At 69.2% G+C, this 23015-nt stretch carries 26 protein-coding genes and 1 pseudogene; 14 read left to right on the forward strand and 13 right to left on the reverse strand.

Annotation, left to right across the window (positions count from 1 at the left end; genetic code table 11):
* Positions 1–52 precede the first annotated feature (52 nt).
* A complete protein-coding gene (locus WA675_RS11750) occupies positions 53–586 on the forward strand; it encodes a hypothetical protein (RefSeq protein WP_336084274.1) in 534 nt (177 codons plus the stop codon).
* Here the strand turns inward: WA675_RS11750 and WA675_RS11755 are convergent.
* The 5 genes from WA675_RS11755 to WA675_RS11775 all read right to left on the reverse strand — a co-directional run bounded on the left by WA675_RS11755 (position 583) and on the right by WA675_RS11775 (position 5440).
* Positions 583–1410, reverse strand: coding sequence for a formate/nitrite transporter family protein (locus WA675_RS11755; RefSeq protein ID WP_336084275.1), 828 nt, complete (start codon positions 1408–1410; stop codon positions 583–585). The two genes, WA675_RS11750 and WA675_RS11755, sit on opposite strands and share 4 nt — an antisense overlap.
* Before the next feature lie 178 nt (positions 1411–1588).
* On the reverse strand, positions 1589–2575 hold the full coding sequence (locus WA675_RS11760; RefSeq protein WP_336084276.1) for a DMT family transporter: 987 nt from the start codon (positions 2573–2575) through the stop codon (positions 1589–1591).
* An 11-nt stretch (positions 2576–2586) separates the two neighbouring features.
* The gene (locus tag WA675_RS11765) at positions 2587–3273 is read right to left on the reverse strand and encodes a hypothetical protein (protein ID WP_336084277.1); all 687 of its coding nucleotides are present in this window, start codon (positions 3271–3273) and stop codon (positions 2587–2589) included.
* A gap of 88 nt (positions 3274–3361) precedes the next feature.
* Positions 3362–4072, reverse strand: coding sequence for a hypothetical protein (locus WA675_RS11770; RefSeq protein WP_336084278.1), 711 nt, complete (start codon positions 4070–4072; stop codon positions 3362–3364).
* 111 nt (positions 4073–4183) lie between these two features.
* On the reverse strand, positions 4184–5440 hold the full coding sequence (locus tag WA675_RS11775) for an FAD-dependent oxidoreductase (protein ID WP_442945610.1): 1257 nt from the start codon (positions 5438–5440) through the stop codon (positions 4184–4186).
* 85 nt (positions 5441–5525) lie between these two features.
* Here WA675_RS11775 and WA675_RS11780 point away from each other — a divergent pair, with 85 nt between their 5' ends.
* Positions 5526–5858: an ArsR/SmtB family transcription factor gene (locus WA675_RS11780; RefSeq protein ID WP_336084279.1), complete on the forward strand. Its 333-nt coding sequence runs from the start codon at positions 5526–5528 to the stop codon at positions 5856–5858.
* Entirely contained in the window at positions 5855–6331 is a 477-nt protein-coding gene (locus WA675_RS11785; RefSeq protein WP_336084280.1) for an SRPBCC family protein, read from the forward strand. Before WA675_RS11780 ends, WA675_RS11785 begins: the two co-directional genes overlap by 4 nt.
* Positions 6332–6339: 8 nt before the next feature.
* Here WA675_RS11785 and WA675_RS11790 read toward each other — a convergent pair whose 3' ends face one another.
* The 5 genes and pseudogenes from WA675_RS11790 to WA675_RS11810 form a co-directional block, all read right to left on the reverse strand.
* Positions 6340–7329 (reverse strand): pirin family protein, encoded by a 990-nt coding sequence (locus WA675_RS11790; RefSeq protein WP_336084281.1) that lies wholly within the window; start codon positions 7327–7329, stop codon positions 6340–6342.
* Positions 7326–7643, reverse strand: coding sequence for a GNAT family N-acetyltransferase (locus WA675_RS11795; RefSeq protein ID WP_336084532.1), 318 nt, complete (start codon positions 7641–7643; stop codon positions 7326–7328). The genes WA675_RS11790 and WA675_RS11795 overlap by 4 nt, the downstream gene beginning before the upstream one ends.
* Before the next feature lie 15 nt (positions 7644–7658).
* Positions 7659–8120: pseudogene (locus WA675_RS11800) on the reverse strand (carboxymuconolactone decarboxylase family protein); the annotation flags it as partial.
* 36 nt (positions 8121–8156) lie between these two features.
* Complete coding sequence (locus WA675_RS11805) at positions 8157–8612, reverse strand: MerR family transcriptional regulator (RefSeq protein ID WP_336084282.1); 456 nt, start codon at positions 8610–8612, stop codon at positions 8157–8159.
* Positions 8613–8644: 32 nt separating this feature from the next.
* Positions 8645–9013: a VOC family protein gene (locus WA675_RS11810; protein WP_336084283.1), complete on the reverse strand. Its 369-nt coding sequence runs from the start codon at positions 9011–9013 to the stop codon at positions 8645–8647.
* Between the two features lie 47 nt (positions 9014–9060).
* Here WA675_RS11810 and WA675_RS11815 point away from each other — a divergent pair, with 47 nt between their 5' ends.
* Positions 9061–9261: a hypothetical protein gene (locus tag WA675_RS11815; protein ID WP_336084284.1), complete on the forward strand. Its 201-nt coding sequence runs from the start codon at positions 9061–9063 to the stop codon at positions 9259–9261.
* 4 nt (positions 9262–9265) lie between these two features.
* On the opposite strand, the gene WA675_RS11820 is transcribed toward WA675_RS11815, so the two are convergent.
* Positions 9266–9757 (reverse strand): SixA phosphatase family protein, encoded by a 492-nt coding sequence (locus tag WA675_RS11820; RefSeq protein WP_336084285.1) that lies wholly within the window; start codon positions 9755–9757, stop codon positions 9266–9268.
* Between the two features lie 156 nt (positions 9758–9913).
* On the opposite strand from WA675_RS11820, the gene WA675_RS11825 reads away from it, so the two are divergent.
* On the forward strand, positions 9914–11581 hold the full coding sequence (locus tag WA675_RS11825; protein ID WP_336084286.1) for an FAD-dependent oxidoreductase: 1668 nt from the start codon (positions 9914–9916) through the stop codon (positions 11579–11581).
* Between the two features lie 119 nt (positions 11582–11700).
* Here the strand turns inward: WA675_RS11825 and WA675_RS11830 are convergent, their stop codons facing one another.
* Positions 11701–12471, reverse strand: a complete 771-nt coding sequence (locus tag WA675_RS11830) for an acyl-[acyl-carrier-protein] thioesterase (RefSeq protein ID WP_336084287.1) — start codon at positions 12469–12471, stop codon at positions 11701–11703.
* A 187-nt stretch (positions 12472–12658) separates the two neighbouring features.
* Between WA675_RS11830 and WA675_RS11835 the strand changes: the two genes are divergently transcribed.
* The 3 genes from WA675_RS11835 to WA675_RS11845 all read left to right on the forward strand — a co-directional run bounded on the left by WA675_RS11835 (position 12659) and on the right by WA675_RS11845 (position 16540).
* On the forward strand, positions 12659–14311 hold the full coding sequence (locus tag WA675_RS11835) for a serine/threonine-protein kinase (RefSeq protein WP_336084288.1): 1653 nt from the start codon (positions 12659–12661) through the stop codon (positions 14309–14311).
* Positions 14312–14362: 51 nt separating this feature from the next.
* Complete coding sequence (locus tag WA675_RS11840; protein ID WP_336084289.1) at positions 14363–15337, forward strand: NADPH:quinone oxidoreductase family protein; 975 nt, start codon at positions 14363–14365, stop codon at positions 15335–15337.
* A 96-nt stretch (positions 15338–15433) separates the two neighbouring features.
* Positions 15434–16540 (forward strand): winged helix DNA-binding domain-containing protein, encoded by a 1107-nt coding sequence (locus tag WA675_RS11845; protein ID WP_336084290.1) that lies wholly within the window; start codon positions 15434–15436, stop codon positions 16538–16540.
* A 105-nt stretch (positions 16541–16645) separates the two neighbouring features.
* Here the strand turns inward: WA675_RS11845 and WA675_RS11850 are convergent, their stop codons facing one another.
* Positions 16646–17161 (reverse strand): Lrp/AsnC family transcriptional regulator, encoded by a 516-nt coding sequence (locus WA675_RS11850; RefSeq protein WP_336084291.1) that lies wholly within the window; start codon positions 17159–17161, stop codon positions 16646–16648.
* Between the two features lie 143 nt (positions 17162–17304).
* Here WA675_RS11850 and hppD point away from each other — a divergent pair, with 143 nt between their 5' ends.
* From hppD to fusA, 6 genes are all read left to right on the forward strand, one after another.
* Entirely contained in the window at positions 17305–18450 is a 1146-nt protein-coding gene (gene hppD / locus WA675_RS11855; RefSeq protein WP_336084292.1) for a 4-hydroxyphenylpyruvate dioxygenase, read from the forward strand.
* Between the two features lie 31 nt (positions 18451–18481).
* The gene (locus WA675_RS11860) at positions 18482–19006 is read left to right on the forward strand and encodes a DUF3558 domain-containing protein (RefSeq protein WP_336084293.1); all 525 of its coding nucleotides are present in this window, start codon (positions 18482–18484) and stop codon (positions 19004–19006) included.
* The gene (locus tag WA675_RS11865; RefSeq protein WP_336084294.1) at positions 19003–19548 is read left to right on the forward strand and encodes a DUF3558 domain-containing protein; all 546 of its coding nucleotides are present in this window, start codon (positions 19003–19005) and stop codon (positions 19546–19548) included. The genes WA675_RS11860 and WA675_RS11865 overlap by 4 nt, the downstream gene beginning before the upstream one ends.
* 269 nt (positions 19549–19817) lie before the next feature.
* Positions 19818–20192 carry a 30S ribosomal protein S12 gene (rpsL, locus tag WA675_RS11870; RefSeq protein ID WP_019049359.1) on the forward strand — a complete coding sequence of 125 codons (375 nt, stop codon included), beginning with the start codon at positions 19818–19820 and terminating at the stop codon, positions 20190–20192.
* A 1-nt stretch (position 20193) separates the two neighbouring features.
* Complete coding sequence (gene rpsG, locus WA675_RS11875) at positions 20194–20664, forward strand: 30S ribosomal protein S7 (protein WP_019049358.1); 471 nt, start codon at positions 20194–20196, stop codon at positions 20662–20664.
* 148 nt (positions 20665–20812) lie between these two features.
* Positions 20813–22915, forward strand: coding sequence for an elongation factor G (gene fusA, locus WA675_RS11880; protein ID WP_336084295.1), 2103 nt, complete (start codon positions 20813–20815; stop codon positions 22913–22915).
* The last annotated feature ends 100 nt before the right edge of the window (positions 22916–23015 follow it).

Raw genomic sequence — 23015 nt, forward strand, 5'->3', positions numbered from 1 at the left:
GAGCGGGGCGTTCGTCGTTCGGTGTCGGAGGCCCCATGAAATCATCTGGAGTGTGCCGGAATCCGCAGTCGATCTGCCGATCGAGAACATGGTCCGTATAGCGATCAAGCAGGTGTGGACGGACTGTGCCGACCTGGTCGCCGACGCGGTACACGAGCGAACTGTGGTGGCACACATAGCCTCTGCGCTGAACCAGCAGCTGGCTGCGCTACCCGGCGAATGGCGGGCGGATGTCGAGTACGATCGCCGTGCCCACCTGGGATTCGCAGTAGTGCGCAAGCAGCTGCGGATTCGGCGAGGTGGGCTCGAAGAAGCCCATTTCGTCGTGCCGGATCTGATTGTGCACGAACCGCGTGCTGCTTCGACCCGCCGCAATCTTCTTGTGCTGGAGGCCAAGAAGGGGCGGGTCTCGGCGCGAGATCGCGAACTCGACTACATCAAGCTCTGTGCATTCATCGAGCAGCTCGCGTATCGGCGCGCTGTGTTTCTCGAGTTCGACGGTGCGGGTGGCCGTCCCAGGGTCGAGTGGATCAACTCGGCATTCGAGTACCCGGACCCGGCTCTGCCCGCTTCGGAGGAGCTCTAGTCGGGGCGCGATTCGGTGGGTTGGCGGGTGGGGGCGGGGCGGGCGTGGGTGGCGTAGAGGGTGAGGCCTACGAAGGTGAGGCCGCCGAGGAGGTTGCCTGCGACGGTGGGGATTTCGTTCCAGAGGAGGTAGTCGCGCAGGGAGAAGTCGCCGCCGAGGAGGAGGCCGGAGGGGAACAGGAACATGTTGACGATGGAGTGTTCGAAGCCCATGTAGAAGAAGAGCATGATGGGCATCCACATGGCGATCACCTTGCCGGAGACCGAGGTGGACATCATGGCGGCGACCACGCCGGTGGAGACCATCCAGTTACACAGGACCGCGCGCACGAACAGGGTGAGCATGCCCGCGGCGCCGTGTTCGGCGTAGCCGACGGTGCGTGCCTCGCCGATCTCGCCGAGTTTCTCGCCGACCGCGCTGGGGTCGACGGAGAAGCCCATGGTCAGGATTATCGCCATCATCACCGCCACGGTGAACGCGCCGGCGAAATTGCCCAGGAACACCCAGCCCCAGTTGCGCAGCACCGCGCGCACGGTGACACCGCGGCGCTTGTCGATCAGCGCCAGCGGCACGAGCGTGAAAACCCCAGTGAGCAAGTCGAATCCGAGCAGGTACAGCATGCAGAACCCGACCGGGAACAGCACCGCTCCGAGTAGCGGTTCGCCGGTGTTCACCGTGATCGTCACCGCGAACGCGGCCGACAGGGCCAGGATCGCGCCGGCCATATAGGCCCGGATCACCGTATCGCGGGTGGACATGAACGCCTTGGCTTCGCCCGCGTCGACCATCTTCCCGACGAAGTCCGCCGGTGTGAGATAAGACATCTAGACCCCTTGATAGTTCCTCCGGCGCAACAGTTTTCGCCGTCGGACACCACCGGGCGGCCGGAGGAGTGTGTGGGCAGCCAGCGCGGAGCGCGGACCCGGCGCGGCTGTCGGATCCGACGATATACCCACGGCCGCGGGCTGTCTCGGTCTCCGGCCACCGTTCGGCTATCGCGCGTCAGCCGGGTTTCGCCGCGGCGTCGTCGGCGGCGGTCTGGGCCTCTGGGTCGCCGACCGGGACGGGGGTGGGCTCGCCGAGGCGGACGATGACGACGCCCAGCAGAATCATTGTGCCGCCGAGCAATTGGATTGGGCGCGGTGCCTCGCCGAGTAGCGCCCAGGCGAAGGCGAGGGCGGCCAGGACCTCGGTGAGGGCGACGAAGGAGGCCAGGCGGGAACCGAGGCGGCGGGTGGCGGCGATCCCGGTGACGTAGGCGACGGCGGCGGTGACGATGCCGATGAGTGCCACCGGAATCCACCACGGCGTGGTGAAATCCGCGAAGACCACCTCGGTGGTGGTGGCGCGCAGCGGCACGATCCCGACGGCGCCCGCCAGCAGCAGGATCACGCCGCCGATCAGCAGGCCGCCCGCGGCGAGCACCGTGCCGGGCAGGTCGGTGCCGTGGGCGGAGAGCACGAAATACGCGGCGGCGCCGAACATCGCGGCCAGCGCCCAGATGATCCCGACCGGGTCCACCGACAGTCCCGAGACCACATCGAGCACCAGCAGCAAACCGAGGATCCCCAGCGCCGCGCCGCCAACGGTCGCGGCACCGGGACGCTGGCGGTGCCGCGCCCACAACCAGCCGACCACCGCGATGGGCGCGGTGTATTCGATCAGCAGCGCCGCGCCGACGGTCATGTGCGCGACGGCGTTGAAATAGGCCAGTTGTGTTCCGGCCACGGCGACCAGCCCGTACGCGACGATCAGCTTGGCGTTGGCGCGCAACAGCATCCAGTCGCCGCGGAGCTGCGGGAGCGCCAGCGGCAGCAGGACGACCCCGGCCAGCAGCACCCGCACGGCCACCACGGCCGCCGCGCTCCAGCCCGCGTTCATCAGCCCGCGCGCGAGCGGACCGGACAGGCCGAAGGAGGTGGCCGATGCCAGCGCGAACACCAGCCCGGTCCGCACCAGGGCGGCGCTGTGATGGGTCGAAGTCGCCATGGCCGATGACGCTAGAGCGCGCGCACCTTCGGGCACTTCTTGCCCGCCAGATGACACTTGTCCTCGAACCCGGCGGGCAGCCACGCCCCGCTGCGCAGCAGTGGATGCTGCGGAAAATGCCGCAGCGCGGCGGTGACGAAGATCAGCGGCGCCCACGCACTGCGGATCTGGAGCTGCTGCATCGTCCCGGCGCGGTCCGGGAAGCGGCAGCCGACCAGGTCGGGCGCGGTCAGGTCGGCACTCTCCAGCGCGGACCAGTGCAGGGAGAACGCGCGGTCCGGATTGGCCAGGTGGATGCGCCGGTCGGAGATCATCGCCGTGCCCGGCCGTTCGGTCACCCAGCGTGGTTGCCCGGCGGCCTCGGCGCGCAGCCTGCGGGTCTCGTTGCGTACCGCGTTGCCCAGGTGGGCCACCGCGCCCAGCGGGGTGCGCCCGTCGGCGCTGGTCCGGCCGCGGGTCCAGCGGCCGTCACCGAGACCGCGCCAGGTGTAGCACTGGGCGCCGCCGTCGGCGAAGCAGATCTCGCCGGGGTCGAGCCGCACCCGGGTCGGGGCGGACGGGATCCGCGCGCCCCGTCCGCTCGCGAGCAGCTCGACGATCCCGCAGGTGTAGAGCAGGTGGTCGTCGAACCAGGTCCAGCCGGCCTGCTCGGCCAGGGCCCGGTCGATATCGGCCAGCGGGTCGAACACGTCTCTCACCACCCACTCACGAACGTGCGTCTCCGGCGCCGGTGCGGAGTCCGCGTGCTGTCCACGGTACGGGGCTGGTCGGCCGTCGCGACAGGGCTCAGGGCGCCCCCGTGACGTAGGCGATCGCGGTGTCCACGGCGGGCTGCCCACCGGCCATCGCGTACCCGGCCATCGCGCCGATCGCCGCGCCCGCGACGGTTGCCACCGGCACCGTGATGAAGTCCAGCACGAACAGCCCGAGCGGGAAACCGAGCACGAAGCCGATGGCCGCGCCGATCGCCGCGCCCTGGATGATCTCCGGCTGCAGCCGCTGGGTCTCGGCGAAGAACCGCTCCTGCGCGCTGATATCCCGTACGGGAGTGTCGGATTCGCCGATCGGGGTGAGCGTGAGCTCGGTGCCGGTGGCGTCGATCGCCGGGGTCAGCGTGGTGGTGTGCGCGCCGAGCCGCACGGCCATCGGCAGCGCCGCGAGCACCGTGCCCGCGGCATCGGTGATCGTGACGACCTTGCCGTCGTGCGCCAGGTCGAACCGGCCCGCGTCCAGCGTGGTCACCACCGCGCGCCGGTCCTCGGACACGCCCACCTGGTAGTCCACGTCCTTGTCGGCACCGCGCAGGGTGATCCCCGGCTGGGTGCCCTCGGGCGCGGGCGTGATGCCGGGCTGGGTGCCCGCCGGGGCGGGTGCGGTGGTCTGCGCGGGCAGGGGCGTGATGCCGGGCTGGGTGGGATCGGCCGCGCCGATTCCGGTCGCCGACAGTGTGACCCCCGCCGCCAGCAGCACTGCCCCGAACACGGTGCCGATCCTCATCCCGCAAAGCCTCCCACGCGTCAGCCGGGACAGGATCGTCCCGGTCGTTGCGGCAAACCTAGCCGTTGCGCGGGGGTTTCGGGAAGTCGTGGCGGCGGGTGCGACTCCCGGTCAGCGCGCCGTGCTGGGCCGGGGTGTCGTGCCGCTGGGGCGGCGGGCGAAATCCGGCGCGTGTTCGGGGCGCAGCCCGATGCCGCCGAGGTACGCGGCGAGCCCGGCCAGCGGTGGCACGGCGTCGACGACGCGCAGCGGCAGCGGCGCGGTGTGCAGGTTTCCGCGCAGCGCGGGCGCGATGAGCAGGTCGTGCTCGCCGCGCTGGGAGCGCTGGGTGAAGCTCGCGGGCAGCATCCGGCGGCGCTGCACCTTCTTCAGGTCGGCGAGGCAGACCCGGTGGTCCAGCAGCGGCGCCGCGAGGGTCCGGGCGGCCGCCACGGCATCCTGGATCGCGAGGTTCACCCCGACTCCGCCCACCGGCGACATCGTATGCGCGGCATCGCCGATACACAGCAGACCAGGTACGGCCCACTGCTCGAGCATGCCGACGCTGACCTCGAGCAGCTTGACGTCGTCCCAGGAGCGGATCGCCGCGGTCGCGGTCTCCGGCCAGCCGAACAACTCACCGAGACGCTCGCGCAGCCAGCCCACCTCGTGCGCGGCCCGCATCGCCGCGTCGCTGCCCTTCCCGATGATGTAACCGGTCTGGTAGTAGTCGCCCCGATCGATGGCGACCGCGGAGTTGCCGCTGGTGAAGCGGGCCTGCACGGCGCCACCGGCATGGTCGTCGGCGGCTTTGGGGATGCGGAAGAACCACATGTCCATCGGGACGTCCTCGCGCTGCTGACGCAGCCCGGCGGCCTCGCGCGCCACGGAATCGCGTCCGTCGCAGGCGATCACGAGATCGGCGCGCAGGGTCCGCTCGGCGCCCTCGGCATCCCGGTAGCGCACCCCCGCGACCGCGCCGGACTCGTGCACGAGCCCGGTGACGGCCGAGCGCATGTGCAGGGTGAAGGTGGGTTCGGTGGCCGCGGCGCGGGCCAGCAGATCGAGGAAGTCCCACTGCGGCACCATCGCGATGTGCCGGTAGCGGCCGGGAATCCGGGTGAGGTCGGCGGCCACGACCATCCGGTCACCGGCGTACATGTGCATCTTGGTGAGCGCGGATTGCGGGAGCCGGGCGAACTCCTCGCCGAGGCCGAGTTCGTCGAGCAGCCGTACCGTCGACGGGTGGACGGTGTCGCCGCGGAAGTCGCGCAGGAAGTCCGCGTGCTTCTCGAGCACCGTCACCCGCACGCCCGCCCTGGCCAGCAGCAGGCCCGTCATCATGCCCGCGGGTCCGCCGCCCACGACGCAGCAGGTGGTCTGGTCCATGTGATCCCCCAAGATCGCCGAATGGTCTACGACAAAGCGTAGTAGTAAATCCGGCCGGACGTCCAGGGTTTCGGCGATCCCGGTCTTGACGCGCGCGCCTCGCCGCGATGCCTCGTTCGGGGCGCTCGCGGACCCCACCCGGCGGGGCATCCTCGAGCAGCTCGGGCGCGGGCCCGCCAGTATCAGCGAATTGGCCGAGCGCTTCGAGATGACGTTGACCGGCATCAAGAAGCACATCGGCCTGCTGGAAGCGGCGGGCATGGTGGTCACCGAGAAGCGTGGGCGGGTGCGGTACTGCCGCATCGGCGAGCACGTCTTCGATCGGGAGGTGGCCTGGATGCAGGGTTATCGGCAGATGCTCGAAGCCCGGATGGACCGTCTCGATGAATTCCTGCGACGAACGGAGCCAGAGCAATGAGTACCGACACCAAGGACGCGGTCATCACCTCCACCTCGGACCGCGAACTGCACATCGAACGCGAATTCGACGCCCCGCTGGACCGGGTCTGGGCCGCCTACAGCCGCATCGAACAGCTCTCGCGCTGGTGGGGCCGCGGCCACGAGCTCGATGTCGAGCGCTGGGAGTTCCGCAAGGGCGGGCACTGGCGGTTCGTCGAATACGAGGGCGACCAGGGCTACGGCTTCGAGGGCCGCTTCCGTGAGATCACCCCGAAAGAGCGCATCGTGCAGTCCTTCGAATGGGACGGCATGCCCGCCCACATCTCCATCGACTCGACCACCTTCGTCGATCTGGGCAACGGGCGCACCAAGGTGGTCACCGACAGCGTCTTCCACACCGCCGAGGAGTGCGCGGGCATGCTCGACTCGGGCATGGAGACCGGCCTCAACGACAGCTACCGCGCCCTCGACGCCCTGCTCGCTCAGGGCTGAGGGCCGGATCAGCCGTGGGTGCAGCCGGTGGCGCGCTTGCGCGGCTTCAACCGCAGCGGCGGTAAGGGTGGCGCCGGAATCCGCTCGTCCGGATCGTGGCCGAGCACGGTGGGAAAGCGGCTGGTATCGCGGGTTTCCCAGGCCTCGCGCGCGGCGATGATCTCCTCGTGGGTGCGGGCAACGAAGTTCCACCACATCACCAGTTCCTCGGTGAAGGGCTCGCCGCCGAGCAGTGCGAAGTGCGCGCCCTCGGTGCTGGTGAGCGAGAGCTCGGCGCGATCGGTGCCCAGGTACAGCAGCGGTCCCGCGGTGAGCTCGGTCCCGTCGACCTCGACGGTGCCGCTGACCACCAGCACCGCGTGTTCGAAGGCCCGCTCGAGCGGCAGCCGCACCCGCGCGCCCGCGTCGAGCACGATGTCGGCGCCGAGGATCGGGGTGTAGGCCCGCGCGGGCGAGACCACCCCGCCGAGCGCGCCGATCAGCACCGTGGCCCGCAGGCCCGGTTCCTCGTACACCGGCAGGGCGCGGTGCTGCTCGAAGTGCGGTTCGCCGTGGCGCGCGTCCTCGGGCAGGGCGATCCACAGCTGCAGGCCGTTGCCCGCCGCGGCGCCGGGCACCCCGAATTCCGAGTGCGCGATGCCGCGTCCGGAGGTCATCAGGTTGAGCTGGCCGGGTTCGATCTCCACGTCCGAGCCCACCGAATCGCGGTGCCGGATCCGGCCGTCGAACGGCCAGGTCACCGTCTGCAGGCCGATGTGCGGGTGCGGCAGGATATCGGGGGAGGCGCCGGTGGTGGTGACGGTCGGGGAGCCGAACCGGTCCAGGAAGCACCAGGCGCCGACGGTCGGCAGATCCCGTTGCGGCAGGGTGCGTTCCACATACACCCCACGCACGCCACCGAGCGGGACCTCCCTGGCCGGATAGAGCTCGGAGATCGGTCCCGGGCTCGGCGAGGGTTCACACAGCGCCTCGGTGGGATCGGCCTCCAGATCGCTCATTTCGGGATGCCCTTGCCCACCACGTGCGCGTCGTACTCGGGATGCTTGTCCAGGTAGCCGCGGATGAACGGGCAGTGCGCGGTGATGGTGCGCCCGCGCGCGATCACGTCCTCGATGGCCAGCCGCGCCAGCACCCCGCCCAGGCCCTTGCCCGCGTAGGCGCCGTCGATCTCGGTGTGTACGAAGTCGGTGTCGTTGCCGCGCTCGACGTACTCGGTGAACCCGGCGAGTTCGCCGTCGAGGAACACGTCGTACCGGTTCTTCTCCTCGTTGCGGACGACGCGGCGGTCACCTTCGGTCTTGGCCTCGCTCATGGTCTTACGCTCCTTCCGCACCGGAACGGGGTGCGCGCTGAGGATCGATACGCGGTTGAACGCACCGATCGCGACGGCGATCCAGATGATCACCGAGATCTGTTCTTCGGACCAATGCTCGCGCGCGATCGCGTATTCCCGATCGGTGCGCTCCTCGTCGGGCAGCGTCGTGACCGCCTCGGCCAGGCCCAGCGCGGCCCGGTCGGCGGCCGAATAGGTGCCGCCCCGGCGCCAGGCGGGCAGTACCGCGATCTCCTGGGCCGTCAACCCCGCCCCGAGCCCGGCGTGTTCGTGCACGTCGAGGCAGTACGGGCAGCCGTTGAGCTGCGAGACGCGCAGATTGATCAGCTCGACCAGTCTGCGATCGATCCCCGCGGCCGCGGCGGCGGCGCGGATCTCGGCCGCCGTCGCGCTCATGGCCTTGAAGATCGCCGGGTGCTTCTTATCGATCCATACGCGCTCATGGCCCTGGGTCACCCTCGCGATGCTAGCGCCGCGCGGCGGCGAAGACACTCAGGCGTCGCACTCCTCGCTCGTGTACGCGCTGAGCGTGGCAGGCCGGTCGATATCGGATCGGCCCTCGTAGCGGGCGATCTTGTAGTCGAGGACGGCCACGGTCTGCTGGAGTTCGGCGATCTTGTCGAGCACGTCGGACCTGGTCTGCCGGAACATCGCCAGCCGCTGCGGGAAGGTCTGCTCCCCGGCGCGCACCAGTTCGGCGTAGCGGAGCATGTCGGCCACCGGCATGCCGGTCAGCCGCAACCGGGTGATCAGCGCCAGCCACTCCAGATCACGATCGCTGAAGCGGCGGTTACCGGTGCGGTCGCGGCCGATGTAGCCCATCAGGCCGATCTTCTCGTACCAGCGCAGCGTGTCGCGGCTGAGTCCCGAGCGTTCGGCCACCTCCCCGATCGAATAGCGCGGGCGGTCGAGCTGCCCGTCGGCGCGGGCGGTGGTGTCCGGGTCCATCGTGCCAGCCTAGTTCCGTGGGACGCGTGGGTTCAGGTGTAGTTGAGCAGCTCCTGTACGGCCCACTTGTTGCCGTCGGGGTCGGCGAAGAAGGTGAACCGGCCCCAGGGCATGTCCTGGACCGGAGTGGCCGCGACCCCGGCGGCCACGAGCTGCTCGTAGGCCTTGTCGGCGCTGGCCACGACGATCTGCATGCCCTCGACGCTGCCCGGCGCGGCCTCGGTCAACCCGCGGCCGATGCAGATCGAGCAGCCGGAGCCGGGTGGGGTGAGCTGGACGAACCGGATGTCCGGGCTCGGGGTGTGGTCGTGATCGGCGTTGAAGCCGATGCTGGTGTAGAAGTCTTTGGCCCGATCGACATCGGTGACCGGGATGGCAACGAGTTCGATTTTCCAATCCATGTGATCAGCATGGCACCGACCACCGACACGAACGTAGTGTGGATCACATGGCTAAGGACATCGACCGGATCCGGGCCCGCTCGGCGTGGGAGACGGTCAAGGAGAGCCCGGTGATCACCGCCATCGCGGTGGCGCCGGTGGTGCTGGTACTCGGCGTGGTCTGGTGGCTGACGAACGGCTTCGTCGCCTTCGTCCTGCTGATCCTGCTCGGCGTCGGCGTCGTGGTTGGCGGCAAGCTGCTGAAGTAGCGGCTCAGCGGGGGACGTGGAAGAACGTGAGTTCACCCGAACCCGGGTCGACCTGTGCCCACGGCCGGTCGAATTCGAGCACGGCCAGCGCCGAGGTGGGGAACTTGCGGCTGAGTTCGGTGGCCTGATCGGAGTCCCGGTTGTACGCCAGCTCCCAGGCGGTCCAGGGGATTCCGGGTACGTGACCGACGACGAGCAGGGTGGACACGGCGTCGTCGGTGAGCTGCACGAGCTCGATCAGGGTGTGCGGGTTCGCCTCGTAGATGTCGTCGGTGTACTCCACCGGCGCGGCGATCCCGGTGGCCGCGAGGGTCTGGCGGGTGCGGGTGGCGGTCGAGCAGCGCACCGCGTCGATCGGCGGCTGGGTGGCGCGCAGCCAGTCGCCCGCGAGCGCCGCCTCGCGCTGTCCGCGCGGGGCCAGTGGCCGGTCGTGATCACCGACGCCGTCGGGATAGGCCGATTTGCCGTGTCGCATCAGGATCAGAGTCACCGCCATCCGACCACCGTAATCCGGACCGCGGGTGAGGTCGGTGTCACACTCGAGGCACACTGAAAGCTACGTCACCGTAGACGCGCCCGTGGCATACCCCGCCGCGGACGTCCTGCGACGGCGTCTCGAGCCACCGACCACATATTTCGAGGATCTGCACCCATGGCCTACGTCATCACGCAGCGTTGTTGCAACGACGCCAGCTGCGTCACCGAGTGCCCGGTCGACTGCATTCGCCCGACTCCCGATCAGCCGGAGTTCGCGACCGCGGAGATGCTGCACATCGACCCCGACACCTGTATCGACTGCGGAGCCTGTGTCGACGCCTGCCCGGTGGACGCCATCTTCTCCGAGGACGACCTGCTCGCCTCGCTGGCCAGGTACCGCGAGATCAACGCCGCCTACTTCCAGCGCCACCCGCTGGAGTCGAATTTCGACCCGCTGAGCACCCCGGTGCGCCCACCCAAGGACCTGGGCACCCTGCGCGTGGCCATCGTCGGCGCGGGCCCGGCGGCCTGCTACGCCGCCGACGAACTGCTGCGCCGCAGCGATGTCGAGGTCGAGATGTTCGACCGGCTGCCGACGCCGTGGGGCCTGATCCGAGCAGGCGTCGCGCCCGACCACTCCGGCACCAAGGGCGTGGCGAACATGTTCGACTCCGCCTTCCGCCGCGACACCCTGCAGTACTACCTCAATGTCGAGGTCGGTCAGCACATCGACCACCAGGAGCTGCTGGCCCACCATCACGCGGTGATCTACGCCGTCGGCGCCTCCAGCGACCGGCGCCTCGGCGTGCCCGGCGAGGACCTGCCCGGCAGTCACTCGGCGACGGAGTTCGTGGCCTGGTACAACGGCCACCCCGATTTCGCCGAGCGCGAGTTCGACCTGTCCGGCGAGCGCGCGGTGATCGTCGGCAACGGCAATGTCGCCCTGGACGTGGCCCGCGTGCTCACCGCCGACCCGGACGAGCTGGCCAAGACCGATATCGCCGACCACGCGCTGGACGCGCTGCGCCGCAGCGAGATCCGCGAGGTGGTCATCCTGGGCAGGCGCGGCCCGCTGCAGGCGGCCTACAGCTCGCCGGAGTTCCTGGCGCTGACGCACATGAAGGGCGTCGACGTCATCGTCGACCCGGCCGAGCTCGCGCTCGACCCGCACAGCCAGGCCCTGCTCGACGACCCGAACATCGAGCCGTCGCTGCGCCTGAAATACCAGCTCGCCCAGGAATACTCGCAGCTCACCCCGGACCCGGCGCACAAGCGCATCGTCTTCCGGTACCTGGCCACCCCCACCGCGGTGCACGGCGACGCGCACGCCACCGCGCTGGAGTTCGCGCACAACGAACTGACCGAGGACAACGGGCAGCTGGTGGCCACCGCCACCGATCGCACCGAGACCCTCGACACCGGTCTGGTGCTGCGCGCCATCGGCTACCGCGGTGTGCCGATCGCCGGGCTGCCCTTCGACGAGCGCCGCGGCACCGTGCCCAGCGAGCACGGCCGGGTCATCGAGGCGACCGAACCGGTTGCGGGCGTGTACGTCTCGGGCTGGATCAAGCGCGGGCCGCGCGGCGTGATCGGCTCCAACCGGCTCGATGCCGAGGAGACGGTGGAGGCGCTGATCAGCGATTTCATCGCGGGCAAGCTCACCGCGCCGAGCGGGGACCGGGCCGCGCTGCAGGCCCTGCTCGCCCAGCGCCAGCCCGAGCTGGTCGACCGCAAGGGCTGGAAGACCATCGACCAGGCCGAGAAGTCGGCGGGCAAGGCGGCGGGCAGGCCGCGGGTCAAGTTCACCACCCGAGCGGACCTGCTGAAGGCCGCCAAGGGCTAGCCGCCGCAGCGGTTCTCGGCCGCCTTGATCTGGACTGACCAGAGGGTGCGACGAAGGAGTGCCCGGCGGGAGGGAAGATCAAGGGAACAGGCCGAGAACCCGCGGCGCCAGCCGCCATGTCACGGCAGCGGCATGACCCTTACGACGGTGGTGGTGATGCCGCCGACCACGAACCACAACCGCAGCGTCAGCCGTCCGCCCGCGTCGCCGGGTTCGTAGCGGGCGCGCACGGTGATGTGCTCGCGCGCCAGCACCGGCGCCACGTACTCGATGACCGCGCGGTGCGGCCCGGCGACCAGCTTCGGGTAGTCGACCAGATACTGCTCCACCGCCTGCCAGTAGCAGGCGTTGTTGACGTGGTTGTACTGGTCGATATCGGTCGCGCGGATCGGGAACGGCAGGTCGGTGTCGGATTCGCGCGGGGCCGGATCGGTGAGGTAGGGGCGCCAGCGCAGCCGGTGCTCGTCGGTGGAGCGCGCCAGGTAGGCCAGGCCCTCGTCGCTGATCCGCGAGGGCAGATTGCTCGATTCGCTGAGGTTGATCCAGAAGCCCTCGGTCTCGATCAGCCCGCCGCCCTCGCTGGTGATCCGGGTGCGCATGTTCGTCCACCGGGTCGACATGCTCGAGCACCAGCGGGTCAGCCGTACCTGGTCGGGCCAGACGATCGGGCGGACCACATCGATCACGGTGCGGCGCACGATCCAGGTGGGGTCGGTGTGGTGCAGTTCGGTGCGGTGCAGTTCGTCCCAGGCGATATCGGACAGGTAGCGCGCCACGGCATCGAAGCGCAGCCGCTGATAGGGATCCACATCGCCGAGCCGGACGGGCCACGCCGCGGCGAAACCCATGCCCTCCTGGGGAAGCGGGGCCAGTGGCCGATCGAGTGACACGTGTACTCCTTGCACGGCCCAGCGGGTGCGCCGCGACTTCTTGCGTAGTTCTGCATACGACTTTACGGGGCGCAGATCACACCCTCACGCGGAGCCGGGCCAAGCGGTACCAGGTCGCGGTCACAGCCGGGCCGCGGTGGGGTTGTCGTACATGACAGAGCGAACCGCCGCCGGGTAGCCTGCTGGAATGGCCGGCGGGGCGATGGCGGGCTCGATGTTCGGGCGCTATGAAATGCGCAGGCTCCTCGGAGTCGGCGGTATGGGGGAGGTCTACGAGGCCTACGACACCTCCAAGAACCGGACTGTCGCCGTCAAGGTGCTCAATCGCGAGCTGGCCGGGGATCCGGTCTATGTGCAGCGCTTCCGGCGCGAATCGCACGCCATGGCCAGTGTGCAGGAACCGCATGTCATCCCGGTGCACGACTGGGGTGAGGTCGGTGGCGTCCTCTACATCGACATGCGCCTGGTCAAGGGTACCGACCTCAAGGATCGGCTGCAGCGCCACGGCAGACTGACCCCCGGCGAGTCGGTGCAGGTGGTGGAGCAGATCGCGGCCGCGCTCGACGCCGCGCACGAGATCGCCCTGATCCACCGCGACGTGAAACCGGCGAACATCCTGCTCACCAGCAGCATGTTCGCCTACCTGGTGGATTTCGGCATCGCGCACGCCGACTCCGACCCGCAGCTCACCAGCACCGGCAGCGCGGTCGGCTCGATGGCCTACATGGCCCCGGAACGCTTCGAGGACGCCCCGCTGACCGCCGCGGTGGACACCTACGCGCTCACCTGCGTGCTCTACGAATGCCTGGTCGGCCGGGTGCCGTACCCGGTGAACAGCCTCGCGGGCGCGATCGGCTCGCATCAGATGGCGCCCCCGCCGCGGCCCAGCGCGGTCGATCCGGCGCTGTCGTTCTTCGACGCGGTGATCGAGCGCGGCATGGCCAAGCGACCGCGGCAGCGATACGCCGCCACCGGCGATCTGGCCAGGGCGGCTCGTGCGGCGCTGGTGCAGGCCGAGCGGGCGGCGCCGAGTACGGCACCGGGCCCGCAGATCGCGGCCGTCACCGCCGCCCCGGTGACCGCGCCGCGCCCGGTCGATCCCGGCCCGCCGCCGCCCACCGTCTCGGGCCCGCAGGTCGTCGTCGACCCGGCCGCCCCGCGCGGCCAGTGGACCCCACCGCCCGGCTACCGCACAAGCGGCCCGCAACCCACCCGCGTCGGCGGCCACACCCACCCCTCCGCGCCCTTGCCGCTGCCCCCGCGACGCAATTCCTCGACCCCGGTCCTGGCCGGGGCGCTGGGCGCGCTGATCGTGATCGCCGTGGTGGGCGCGGTCGTGTGGGTACTGCTCGGCACCGGCGACGACACCGGAACCATCGCCGAACCGCCGCCCGTGCCCCCGTCGGTGGTGCAGTCGCCGGTCGAGGGCAGCGATACCCAGGACGTGCCGACCGGCGAGCACACCCCGCCGTCGCCGACCCCGGTGGTCACCACCGTGCCGCCGCTGCAGTCCAGCGTGTCCGGTGCCGACGGGCAGGGTTTCCGCACCGGCGGGCCGCGCTGCAACGACAACGACGCCGCCATGACGATCGCCCGTACCAGCGGGTCGCGGGTCGTCATCTGCCACACCGGCGACAACCGGTACTACTACAAGGGCGCCAGGGCCAGCGACGGTCTCGGCCTCGAACTCGACGACCCGCTGCCCACCGGCGGTGGCGGCTTCACCGCCGTCAACCCGGTCGACAACACCCAGTACCACCTGACGCCGTCCGGGCTGACCATCACCCGGGACGGCGACGAGCTGGTCAGCGAGACGATGCTGGAATTCGCCCATCGCTGAGCCGTGGCCGGGATAGGTTCGGCCAGAGCAAGTCAACAGAGAGGTTTCGCTATGCGTGCAGCACAGGTAGGCCGGTTGGACGGACCGTCGGCGATCGAGATCGTCGACCTGCCCGAACCCGTCGCCTACCCCGGCGGCGTCCTGATCGACGTGCACGCGGCGGGCATCGCCTTCCCCGATGTGCTGATGACCCGCGGCCTCTACCAGATGAAGCCGGGCCTGCCCTTCGTCGTCGGCGGCGAGGTGGCCGGGGTGGTGCGCGCGGCGCCCGCGGAGTCCGGGCTGGTCGCCGGTGACCGGGTCGCGGCGCTGACCATGCTCGGCAATGCCGTCGCCGAGGTGGCCGTCGCCCCCGGCAACGCCGTGTTCAAGCTGCCGGACAATGTCTCGCTCGAGGCCGGTGCGGGCATTCTGTTCAACGATCTCACCGTGCACTTCTGCCTGACCAAGCGCGGCAGGCTGGCCCCCGGCGAGACCGTGCTGGTGCACGGCGCGGCGGGCGGGATCGGCACCTCCACCCTGCGCATGGCCAAGGCGCTGGGCGCGGGCCGGGTGATCGCGGTGGTGAGCACCGAGTCCAAGGCCCAGGTCGCCAAGGCCAACGGCGCCACCGATGTGGTGCTCACCGAGGGCTGGCTGGCCGCGGTCAAGGAGCTCACCGACGGGCGCGGGGTCGACATCGTGCTGGACCCGGTGGGTGGTGACCGCTTCACCGACAGCGTCCGCTCGCTGGCCGGTGGCGGCAGGCTGCTGGTGGTCGGGTTCACCGCGGGCGAGATCCCGACGGTGAAGGTGAACCGGCTGCTGCTCAAGAACGTCGAGGTCGTCGGCGCGGCCTGGGGCGAATGGGTGATGAGCCACCCCACCTACCTGGCCGAACAGTGGGCCGAGGTGGAACCGCTGCTCGCCTCCGGCGCCATCGCCGCGCCCGAGCCGGTGCTGTACCCGCTGGCGAAGACGGCCGAAGCCGTTGCGGCACTGGATGAGCGGACCGCCACCGGCAAGGTGGTCGTCCAGCTGCGCTGAGCCGTGGCCGGGTGCTCGGCGGCGTCGAGCACCCGGTACCTGTCGGTGCTCGGCGGTAGCCTCCCGTACGTCGCCAGGTCGTCGAAGGGGAGTCGCATGCCGCTGTCGAATCGGGTGCTTAATCGCACCCTGCTCGCCCGCCAGCACCTGCTGGAGCGCTCCACCCTGAGCCCCGGGCGGATGTGCGAGCACCTGATCGGGTTGCAGGCCCAGGACGTCCCGCCGCCGTTCATCGGATTGTGGAGCCGCGTCACCGATTTCGACCCGGCGACGGTGTCCACCGGCCTGGCGGACCGCTCGCTGGTGCGGATCACGTTGATGCGCGGCACGATCCACCTCGTCACCCCGCCCGACGCGCTGCGCATCGCCCCGCACATCCAGCCGGAACTGGAGAAGGTCCCGCAGCGCAAGGGTTTCAACTACGGCGCCATGGTCGGCCTGGATTTCGACGAGGTGCGCGCGCACGGCGAGCAGGTTCTCGGCGACGAGCCGATGTCCGCGGCCGACCTGCGCGCCGAGGCCGCCCGCCGCTATCCCGACCGCGACCCCGGCGTGGTCGTGCAGACCTGGCTGTACCAGCTGCCCGTCCTGCAGACCCCGCCGCGCGGCCGCTGGCGCGACAACAGCAGACCGGTCTGGTCGCGGGTGCAGCCCTGGCTCGGCGCCCCACTGGACCCGGACTACCCGGTCGCCGAGCTGATCCTGCGCTACCTGCGCGCCTTCGGCCCGGCCACCACCATGGACATGCAGACCTGGTCGCGATTACCCGCCATGAAGAAGGCCGTGGCCGAACTAGGCGATCGCGTGCGCACCTACACCGACGAGCGTGGCCGCACCCTCTACGACGCCGCCGACCTCGAACTCGCCGACCCGGACCAGCCCGCGCCGGTGCGCCTGCTCGGCTGGTACGACAACGCGCTGCTCTCCCACCAGGGCCGCGCGCGCGTGGTCCCCGAGCCCGCGTCGCCCCCGCCGACCAGCACCATGGTCTCCCCGGTACTCGTCGACGGATTCGTCGCGGGCCTGTACAAGGTCTTCGCGAAATCCGGCGTCGCGCGCCTGCGGATCAGCCCGACTCGTCCCTGGACGAAAACCGAAGCGGCACAGGTGGACGCGGAGGCGAACGCACTGCTCGCCTTCCTCGAACCGGAATCCGACGGGCGCGTCGAAATACTCGCCCCCGGTGCGGACCTGCGTCCCTGATCGCCCGAGATCTCGGGCAGGCGGCGGCCGCTGAACCCGGACGCGAAGCTGGATCCGGCAGATGCTGGAGCCTGGAGCTCAGGTCGGCGGCCCGATGACGACCGGTCAGCGCTGCTCGCGGTAGGCGGGCGCCTTCGCCGTGCCGGTGGGCGTCAGCGTGTGCAGCAGCGGCATCGTCCGCCGGGCGACCACCGTCGACAACACGATCACGCTGTGTGAGCGCACCACCGACCCGGTCCGGTCGATACTGAGCAGCACCGCCTGCAACCCCGCGTGCGAGTCGGCGCCGATCCGGCACAGCACGTCCCCGGAGCCCGTGGTCGCGTAAGCCTCCAGCACGCCGGGAATGGCCGCGAGCTCGGCGCTGACGGCGTCCAGCGCGCCCTGGGCGATCTCCAAGGTGACGAAGGCCTGCACATCGAACCCGGCCGCGGTGACATCCAGCTGCGGATCGTAGGAGGCGATCACCCCGGATTCCTCCATCCGGTTGATCCGCGCCTGCACCGTCGCCCGCGCGACCTTGGTCCGGCGGGAGAGCTCCAGGATTCCGGCCTTCTGGTAGGCGTGCATGGCGTCGAGGATGGCGAGATCGAGTTCGTCGAGTTTCGCGGGCGTGCGCATCGCGGGACCTCCGTGCTCCGGGCGCGATCGGGTGCTATTCAAATTGTCCACCATCGGGGCCGGTCCGGTGGCTTCTCGTGTCAGCATGTCCAGACCCAGCTGGTGTTGTTGCCCAGATCGCCCCGGCCGAGTTCTCCTTGGTCATGACCATTGAGCAGCAGCTCGTCGGGCTGATCGAGCACGACGACAGTGTCGATCCGTTTCCGGTGATCGGGTGGGACGCGCTGGTCTGGGTGGTGGGTAACGCGACCCAGAGCGCGCATTTCCTGCAGTCCGCCTTCGGTATGCGCCTGGAGGCCTACTCCGGGCCGGAGACCGGCAATCGCGACCACAAGGCCTTCGTGCTGCGCAGCGGGGGAGCGCGGTTCGTCATCACCGGCGCTGTCGACCCGGACAGCCCGCTGGTGGCCCATCACGACCGGCACGGCGACGGCGTGGTCGACATCGCCCTCGAGGTCCCCGATGTCGACCGCTGTATCGACTGGGCCCGCGCGCACGGCGCGACCGTCCTGGTCGAGCCGCACGACGAGAGCGACGAGTTCGGCACCGTCCGCTCGGCCGCGCTGGCCACCTACGGCGAGACCCGGCACACCCTGATCGACCGCTCCGGCTACTCCGGTCCGTACCTGCCCGGCTACATCAGCCGCGCCTCCACCCGCGCCCCGCGCGCGCACCGGCTCTTCCAAGCCATCGACCATGTGGTCGGCAATGTGGAGCTGGGCATGATGGACACCTGGGTCGACTTCTACCGCCGCGTCATGGGATTCACGAACATGGCCGAGTTCGTCGGTGACGATATCGCCACCGAGTACTCCGCGCTGATGAGCAAGGTCGTCGCCAACGGCAACCACCGGGTCAAGTTCCCGCTCAACGAACCGGCGGTGGGCCGCAAGCGATCCCAGATCGACGAGTACCTCGAGTTCTATCGCGGTCCCGGCGTACAGCACATCGCCCTGGCCACCGCCGACATCCTGGCCACCGTCGACGCGCTGCGCGCCGAGGGCGTGGAATTCCTGGCGACCCCGGCCACCTACTACGAGGACCCGGAACTGCGCGCCCGCATCGGCCACGTCCGCGTGCCGGTCGAGGACCTCCAGCGCCGCGGCATCCTGGTCGACCGCGACGAGGACGGCTACCTGCTCCAGATCTTCACCCGGCCCCTGGCCGACCGCCCCACCGTCTTCTTCGAACTCATCGAGCGGCACGGCTCACTCGGCTTCGGCAAGGGCAATTTCAAGGCCCTGTTCCAGGCCATCGAGCGCGAGCAGGAGGCCCGCGGCAATCTGTGAGTGCCGCCGCGCAGCCACTACAGTTCATGGCATGCGGATCCCCTCGGCGATCATCACCGGCATGGCCCTGGCTGTCGTGCTGACGTCGTGCGGATCGGGGGGCGACTCCGATGCGCCGACCGGATCGATGCGACCACCACCGAAGGTGGCCTCGCTCGGCCCGTTCGTCGGCGAGTGCGGTCACGTCACCGACGACGAGGTGCGCGACCTGGGCGGCCTCGGCACCATCTCGCAGGTGTTCAAGAACGCCACCGGATGCAGCTACCAGGGCTCCGGAATCGCCGGTCCCAGTGTGACCTTCGCCTCCTACCGGGGCAGCCCGATCGAGCGGGAGAAGGCCTGGGTCTCCAACTTCGGGCGGGAGCCGGAGGCGATCGATGTCGGCGGGCGGCCCGGCTTCGCGGCGCTCGACCCGGACGGCTCGATCTGCGATCTCGCGGTCCAGCTCGATGACGACTTCTTCGAATGGTCGACCAACAACGGCATCTTCGCCGCGGGCAACCCGTGCGACCGCGCCCGGGCCCTGGCCGAGCTCACCGTGGGACGGCTGGGGTGAGGGCCCGCGCGCTCGCGGCGCTCACCCTGCTGGTCGGTGTCACCCTCACCGGCTGCGGCGACAAGATCGAGGGCAACGCCCAGCCGGTGGGCAGCGGCGGCGGTGGCCAGACGATCAACACCGACTTCGACAAGCTGATGCGCGAATGCGAAGTGGTGGCCACGGACAAAATCGGCCAGATCGTCGGCGACGCCGTGTTCGTGAACAGTTCCTTCAGCGGCGCGGTCTGCATGTGGGCGATCTCCGACGCACCCGGCGGCGAGGCCATGGCCACCCTGAACTGGTACGAGATGGGCACGCTCAACAACGAGAAGACCACCAACGACAAGCTGGGCTACCTCACCGGCGACATCACCGTCCAGGGCCGCAGGGCCCTGCAGGTCCGCAGACCGAACGACAACGACTCCTGCGGTGTCACCGCACCGGCCGCCGATGTCGGCGTCATCGGCTGGTGGATCAACTACCGCCCGGGCACCGCGCATCCCGACCCCTGCGCCGCGGCCCAGAAATTGGTCGAGCTGACCTTGGATCTGGCCCGGTAGCAGCCCGGATGGCGCACCCCACTTTGACCCGGATTCGGGCACGCGGGTATCGTGGATCCCTGTGCCCGGATTGCTACGGGCAAGTTCGTGCGTGAACGTAGGCCAGCGAGAGCGGCCGGTAAGTTCCAGCGTGCCCTGAAAAGGGGCCCTGACCTGCGCGCGACACGCCCGACCGCGGGTCAAAGGAAACGTGGCTGGACGTGCAGGTTAAACGTCGACCAACACCAAAGGGTCCCTGCGCAGGCGGGGATGAGCCAGAAAGCCGGTATATGCCAACCATCAACCAGCTGGTCCGCAAGGGTCGTCGCGACAAGGTCTCCAAGACCAAGACCGCGGCCCTGAAGGGGAGCCCGCAGCGTCGTGGCGTGTGCACTCGCGTGTACACCACCACCCCCAAGAAGCCGAACTCCGCGCTGCGTAAGGTCGCGCGTGTTCGCCTGACCAGCGCAGTCGAGGTCACGGCGTACATCCCCGGCGAGGGCCACAACCTGCAGGAGCACTCGATGGTGCTCGTCCGTGGCGGTCGTGTGAAGGACCTCCCGGGTGTCCGCTACAAGATCATCCGTGGCTCGCTCGACACCCAGGGTGTGAAGAACCGCAAGCAGGCCCGCAGCCGCTACGGCGCCAAGAAGGAGAAGAGCTGATATGCCACGCAAGGGCCCCGCACCCAAGCGTCCGCTGATCAACGACCCGGTCTACGGGTCGCCGCTGGTCACTCAGCTGGTCAACAAGATCCTGCTGGACGGTAAGAAGTCCACCGCTGAGCGCATCGTCTACGGTGCCCTGGAGCAGGCGCGCGAGAAGACCGGCACCGATCCGGTCGTCACCCTCAAGCGCGCGCTGGACAACGTCAAGCCCGCCCTCGAGGTGAAGCCCCGCCGTGTCGGTGGCGCCACCTACCAGGTGCCGGTCGAGGTCCGTCCGGGCCGCGCCAACACCCTGGCCCTGCGCTGGCTGGTCAGCTACTCCCGCGCCCGTCGCGAGAAGACCATGGTCGAGCGTCTCGCCAACGAGCTCCTCGACGCCAGCAACGGCCTCGGCGCTTCGGTGAAGCGTCGCGAGGACACCCACAAGATGGCCGAGTCCAACCGGGCCTTCGCGCACTACCGCTGGTGATTGCCGCCCGGCCCGTCGCTCGTGTCGGCGCCGGAAGGCTCACAGTCGTGAGTGGCACTTCGGTGCCACTTCCGGCGTTGACATAGTGACGACCCGAACCAGGGTCGTACCAGAGAATCCCAACTAGCTACGAGCGGGGAAGATTTCCGTGGCACAGGACGTGCTCACCGACCTGAACAAGGTCCGCAACATCGGCATCATGGCCCACATCGATGCGGGCAAGACCACCACTACCGAACGCATCCTGTTCTACACCGGTGTGAACTACAAGATCGGTGAGACGCACGACGGCGCGTCGACCACCGACTGGATGGAACAGGAACAGGAACGCGGCATCACGATCACCTCCGCGGCGGTGACGTGTTTCTGGAACCAGCACCAGATCAACATCATCGACACCCCGGGCCACGTGGACTTCACCGTCGAGGTGGAACGTTCGCTGCGTGTGCTCGACGGCGCCGTCGCCGTCTTCGACGGTAAAGAGGGCGTCGAGCCGCAGTCCGAGCAGGTGTGGCGTCAGGCCGACAAGTACGACGTGCCGCGTGTCTGCTTCGTCAACAAGATGGACAAGCTCGGCGCGGACTTCTACTTCACCGTGCAGACCATCAAGGACCGCCTCGGTGCCAAGCCGCTGGTCATCCAGCTGCCGATCGGCGCGGAGGACACCTTCGAGGGCATCGTCGACCTGGTCGAGATGAACGCCAAGGTGTGGACCGGCGAGACCAAGCTGGGCGAGAAGTACGAGGTCAAGGAGATCCCGGCCGACCTGCAGGAGAAGGCCGAGCAGTACCGCCAGGAGCTGCTCGAGACCGTCGCCGAGTCGGACGAGGCGCTGCTGGAGAAGTTCTTCGGTGGTGAGGAGCTCTCGATCGAGGAGATCAAGGGCGCCATCCGCAAGATGACCATCGGCTCCGAGCTCTACCCGGTGCTGTGTGGCTCGGCGTTCAAGAACAAGGGCGTGCAGCCCATGCTCGACGCCGTCGTCGACTACCTCCCGTCCCCGCTGGACGTCGAGTCGGTCGAGGGCCACCTGCCCGGCAAGGAAGACGAGGTCGTCACCCGCAAGCCGAGCGCCGAGGAGCCGTTCTCGGCGCTGGCGTTCAAGATCGCGGTGCACCCGTTCTTCGGTGAGCTCACCTACGTCCGCGTGTACTCGGGCAAGGTCGACTCCGGTGCCCAGGTCGTCAACTCGACCAAGGGCAAGAAGGAGCGTCTGGGCAAGCTGTTCCAGATGCACTCCAACAAGGAGAACCCGGTTCCCTCGGCCTCGGCGGGTCACATCTACGCCGTGATCGGTCTGAAGGACACCACCACCGGTGACACCCTGTCGGACCCGCAGAACCAGGTCGTCCTCGAGTCGATGACGTTCCCGGACCCGGTCATCGAGGTCTCCATCGAGCCCAAGACCAAGTCCGACCAGGAGAAGCTCGGCACCGCGATCCAGAAGCTGGCGCGCGAAGACCCGACGTTCTCGGTCAAGCTGGACGCCGAGACCGGCCAGACCGTCATCGGCGGCATGGGCGAGCTCCACCTCGACATCCTCGTGGACCGCATGAAGCGCGAGTTCAAGGTCGAGGCGAACGTCGGCAAGCCGCAGGTGGCCTACCGCGAGACGATCACCAAGACCGTCGAGAAGCTCGAGTTCACCCACAAGAAGCAGACGGGTGGCTCCGGCCAGTTCGCGAAGGTCATCATCGCGGTCGAGCCGTTCGTCGGCGAAGACGGCGCGACCTACGAGTTCGAGAACAAGGTCTCCGGCGGTCGCGTGCCCCGTGAGTACATCCCGTCGGTCGACGCGGGTGCCCAGGACGCCATGCAGTACGGCGTGCTCGCCGGCTACCCGCTGGTGAACCTGAAGGTCATCCTGCTCGACGGCGCGTACCACGACGTCGACTCCTCGGAAATGGCGTTCAAGATCGCGGGCTCGCAGGCCCTCAAGGAAGCGGCCCGTAAGGCCGGTCCGGTGATCCTCGAGCCGCTGATGGCGGTCGAGGTCACCACGCCCGAGGACTACATGGGCGATGTGATCGGCGACCTCAACTCCCGCCGTGGCCAGATCCAGGCCATGGAGGAACGCAGTGGTGCCCGTGTCGTCAAGGCGCTGGTTCCGCTCTCGGAGATGTTCGGCTACATCGGTGACCTGCGGTCGAAGACCCAGGGCCGGGCGAACTACTCCATGGTGTTCGACTCCTACGCTGAGGTTCCGGCCAACGTGTCCAAGGAGATCATCGCCAAGGCGACCGGCGAGTAATTCGCTTGCCGCGGCCGAGTACGCTTGGCCGCGGCAACCGGGCGTCAGCACGACCCCCCTTAATAACCGCACTGCTGCAAAAAGCACGCACTAACTAGTC

The sequence above is a fragment of the Nocardia sp. SSK8 genome (assembly GCF_037034205.1).
GTDB lineage: Bacteria > Actinomycetota > Actinomycetes > Mycobacteriales > Mycobacteriaceae > Nocardia.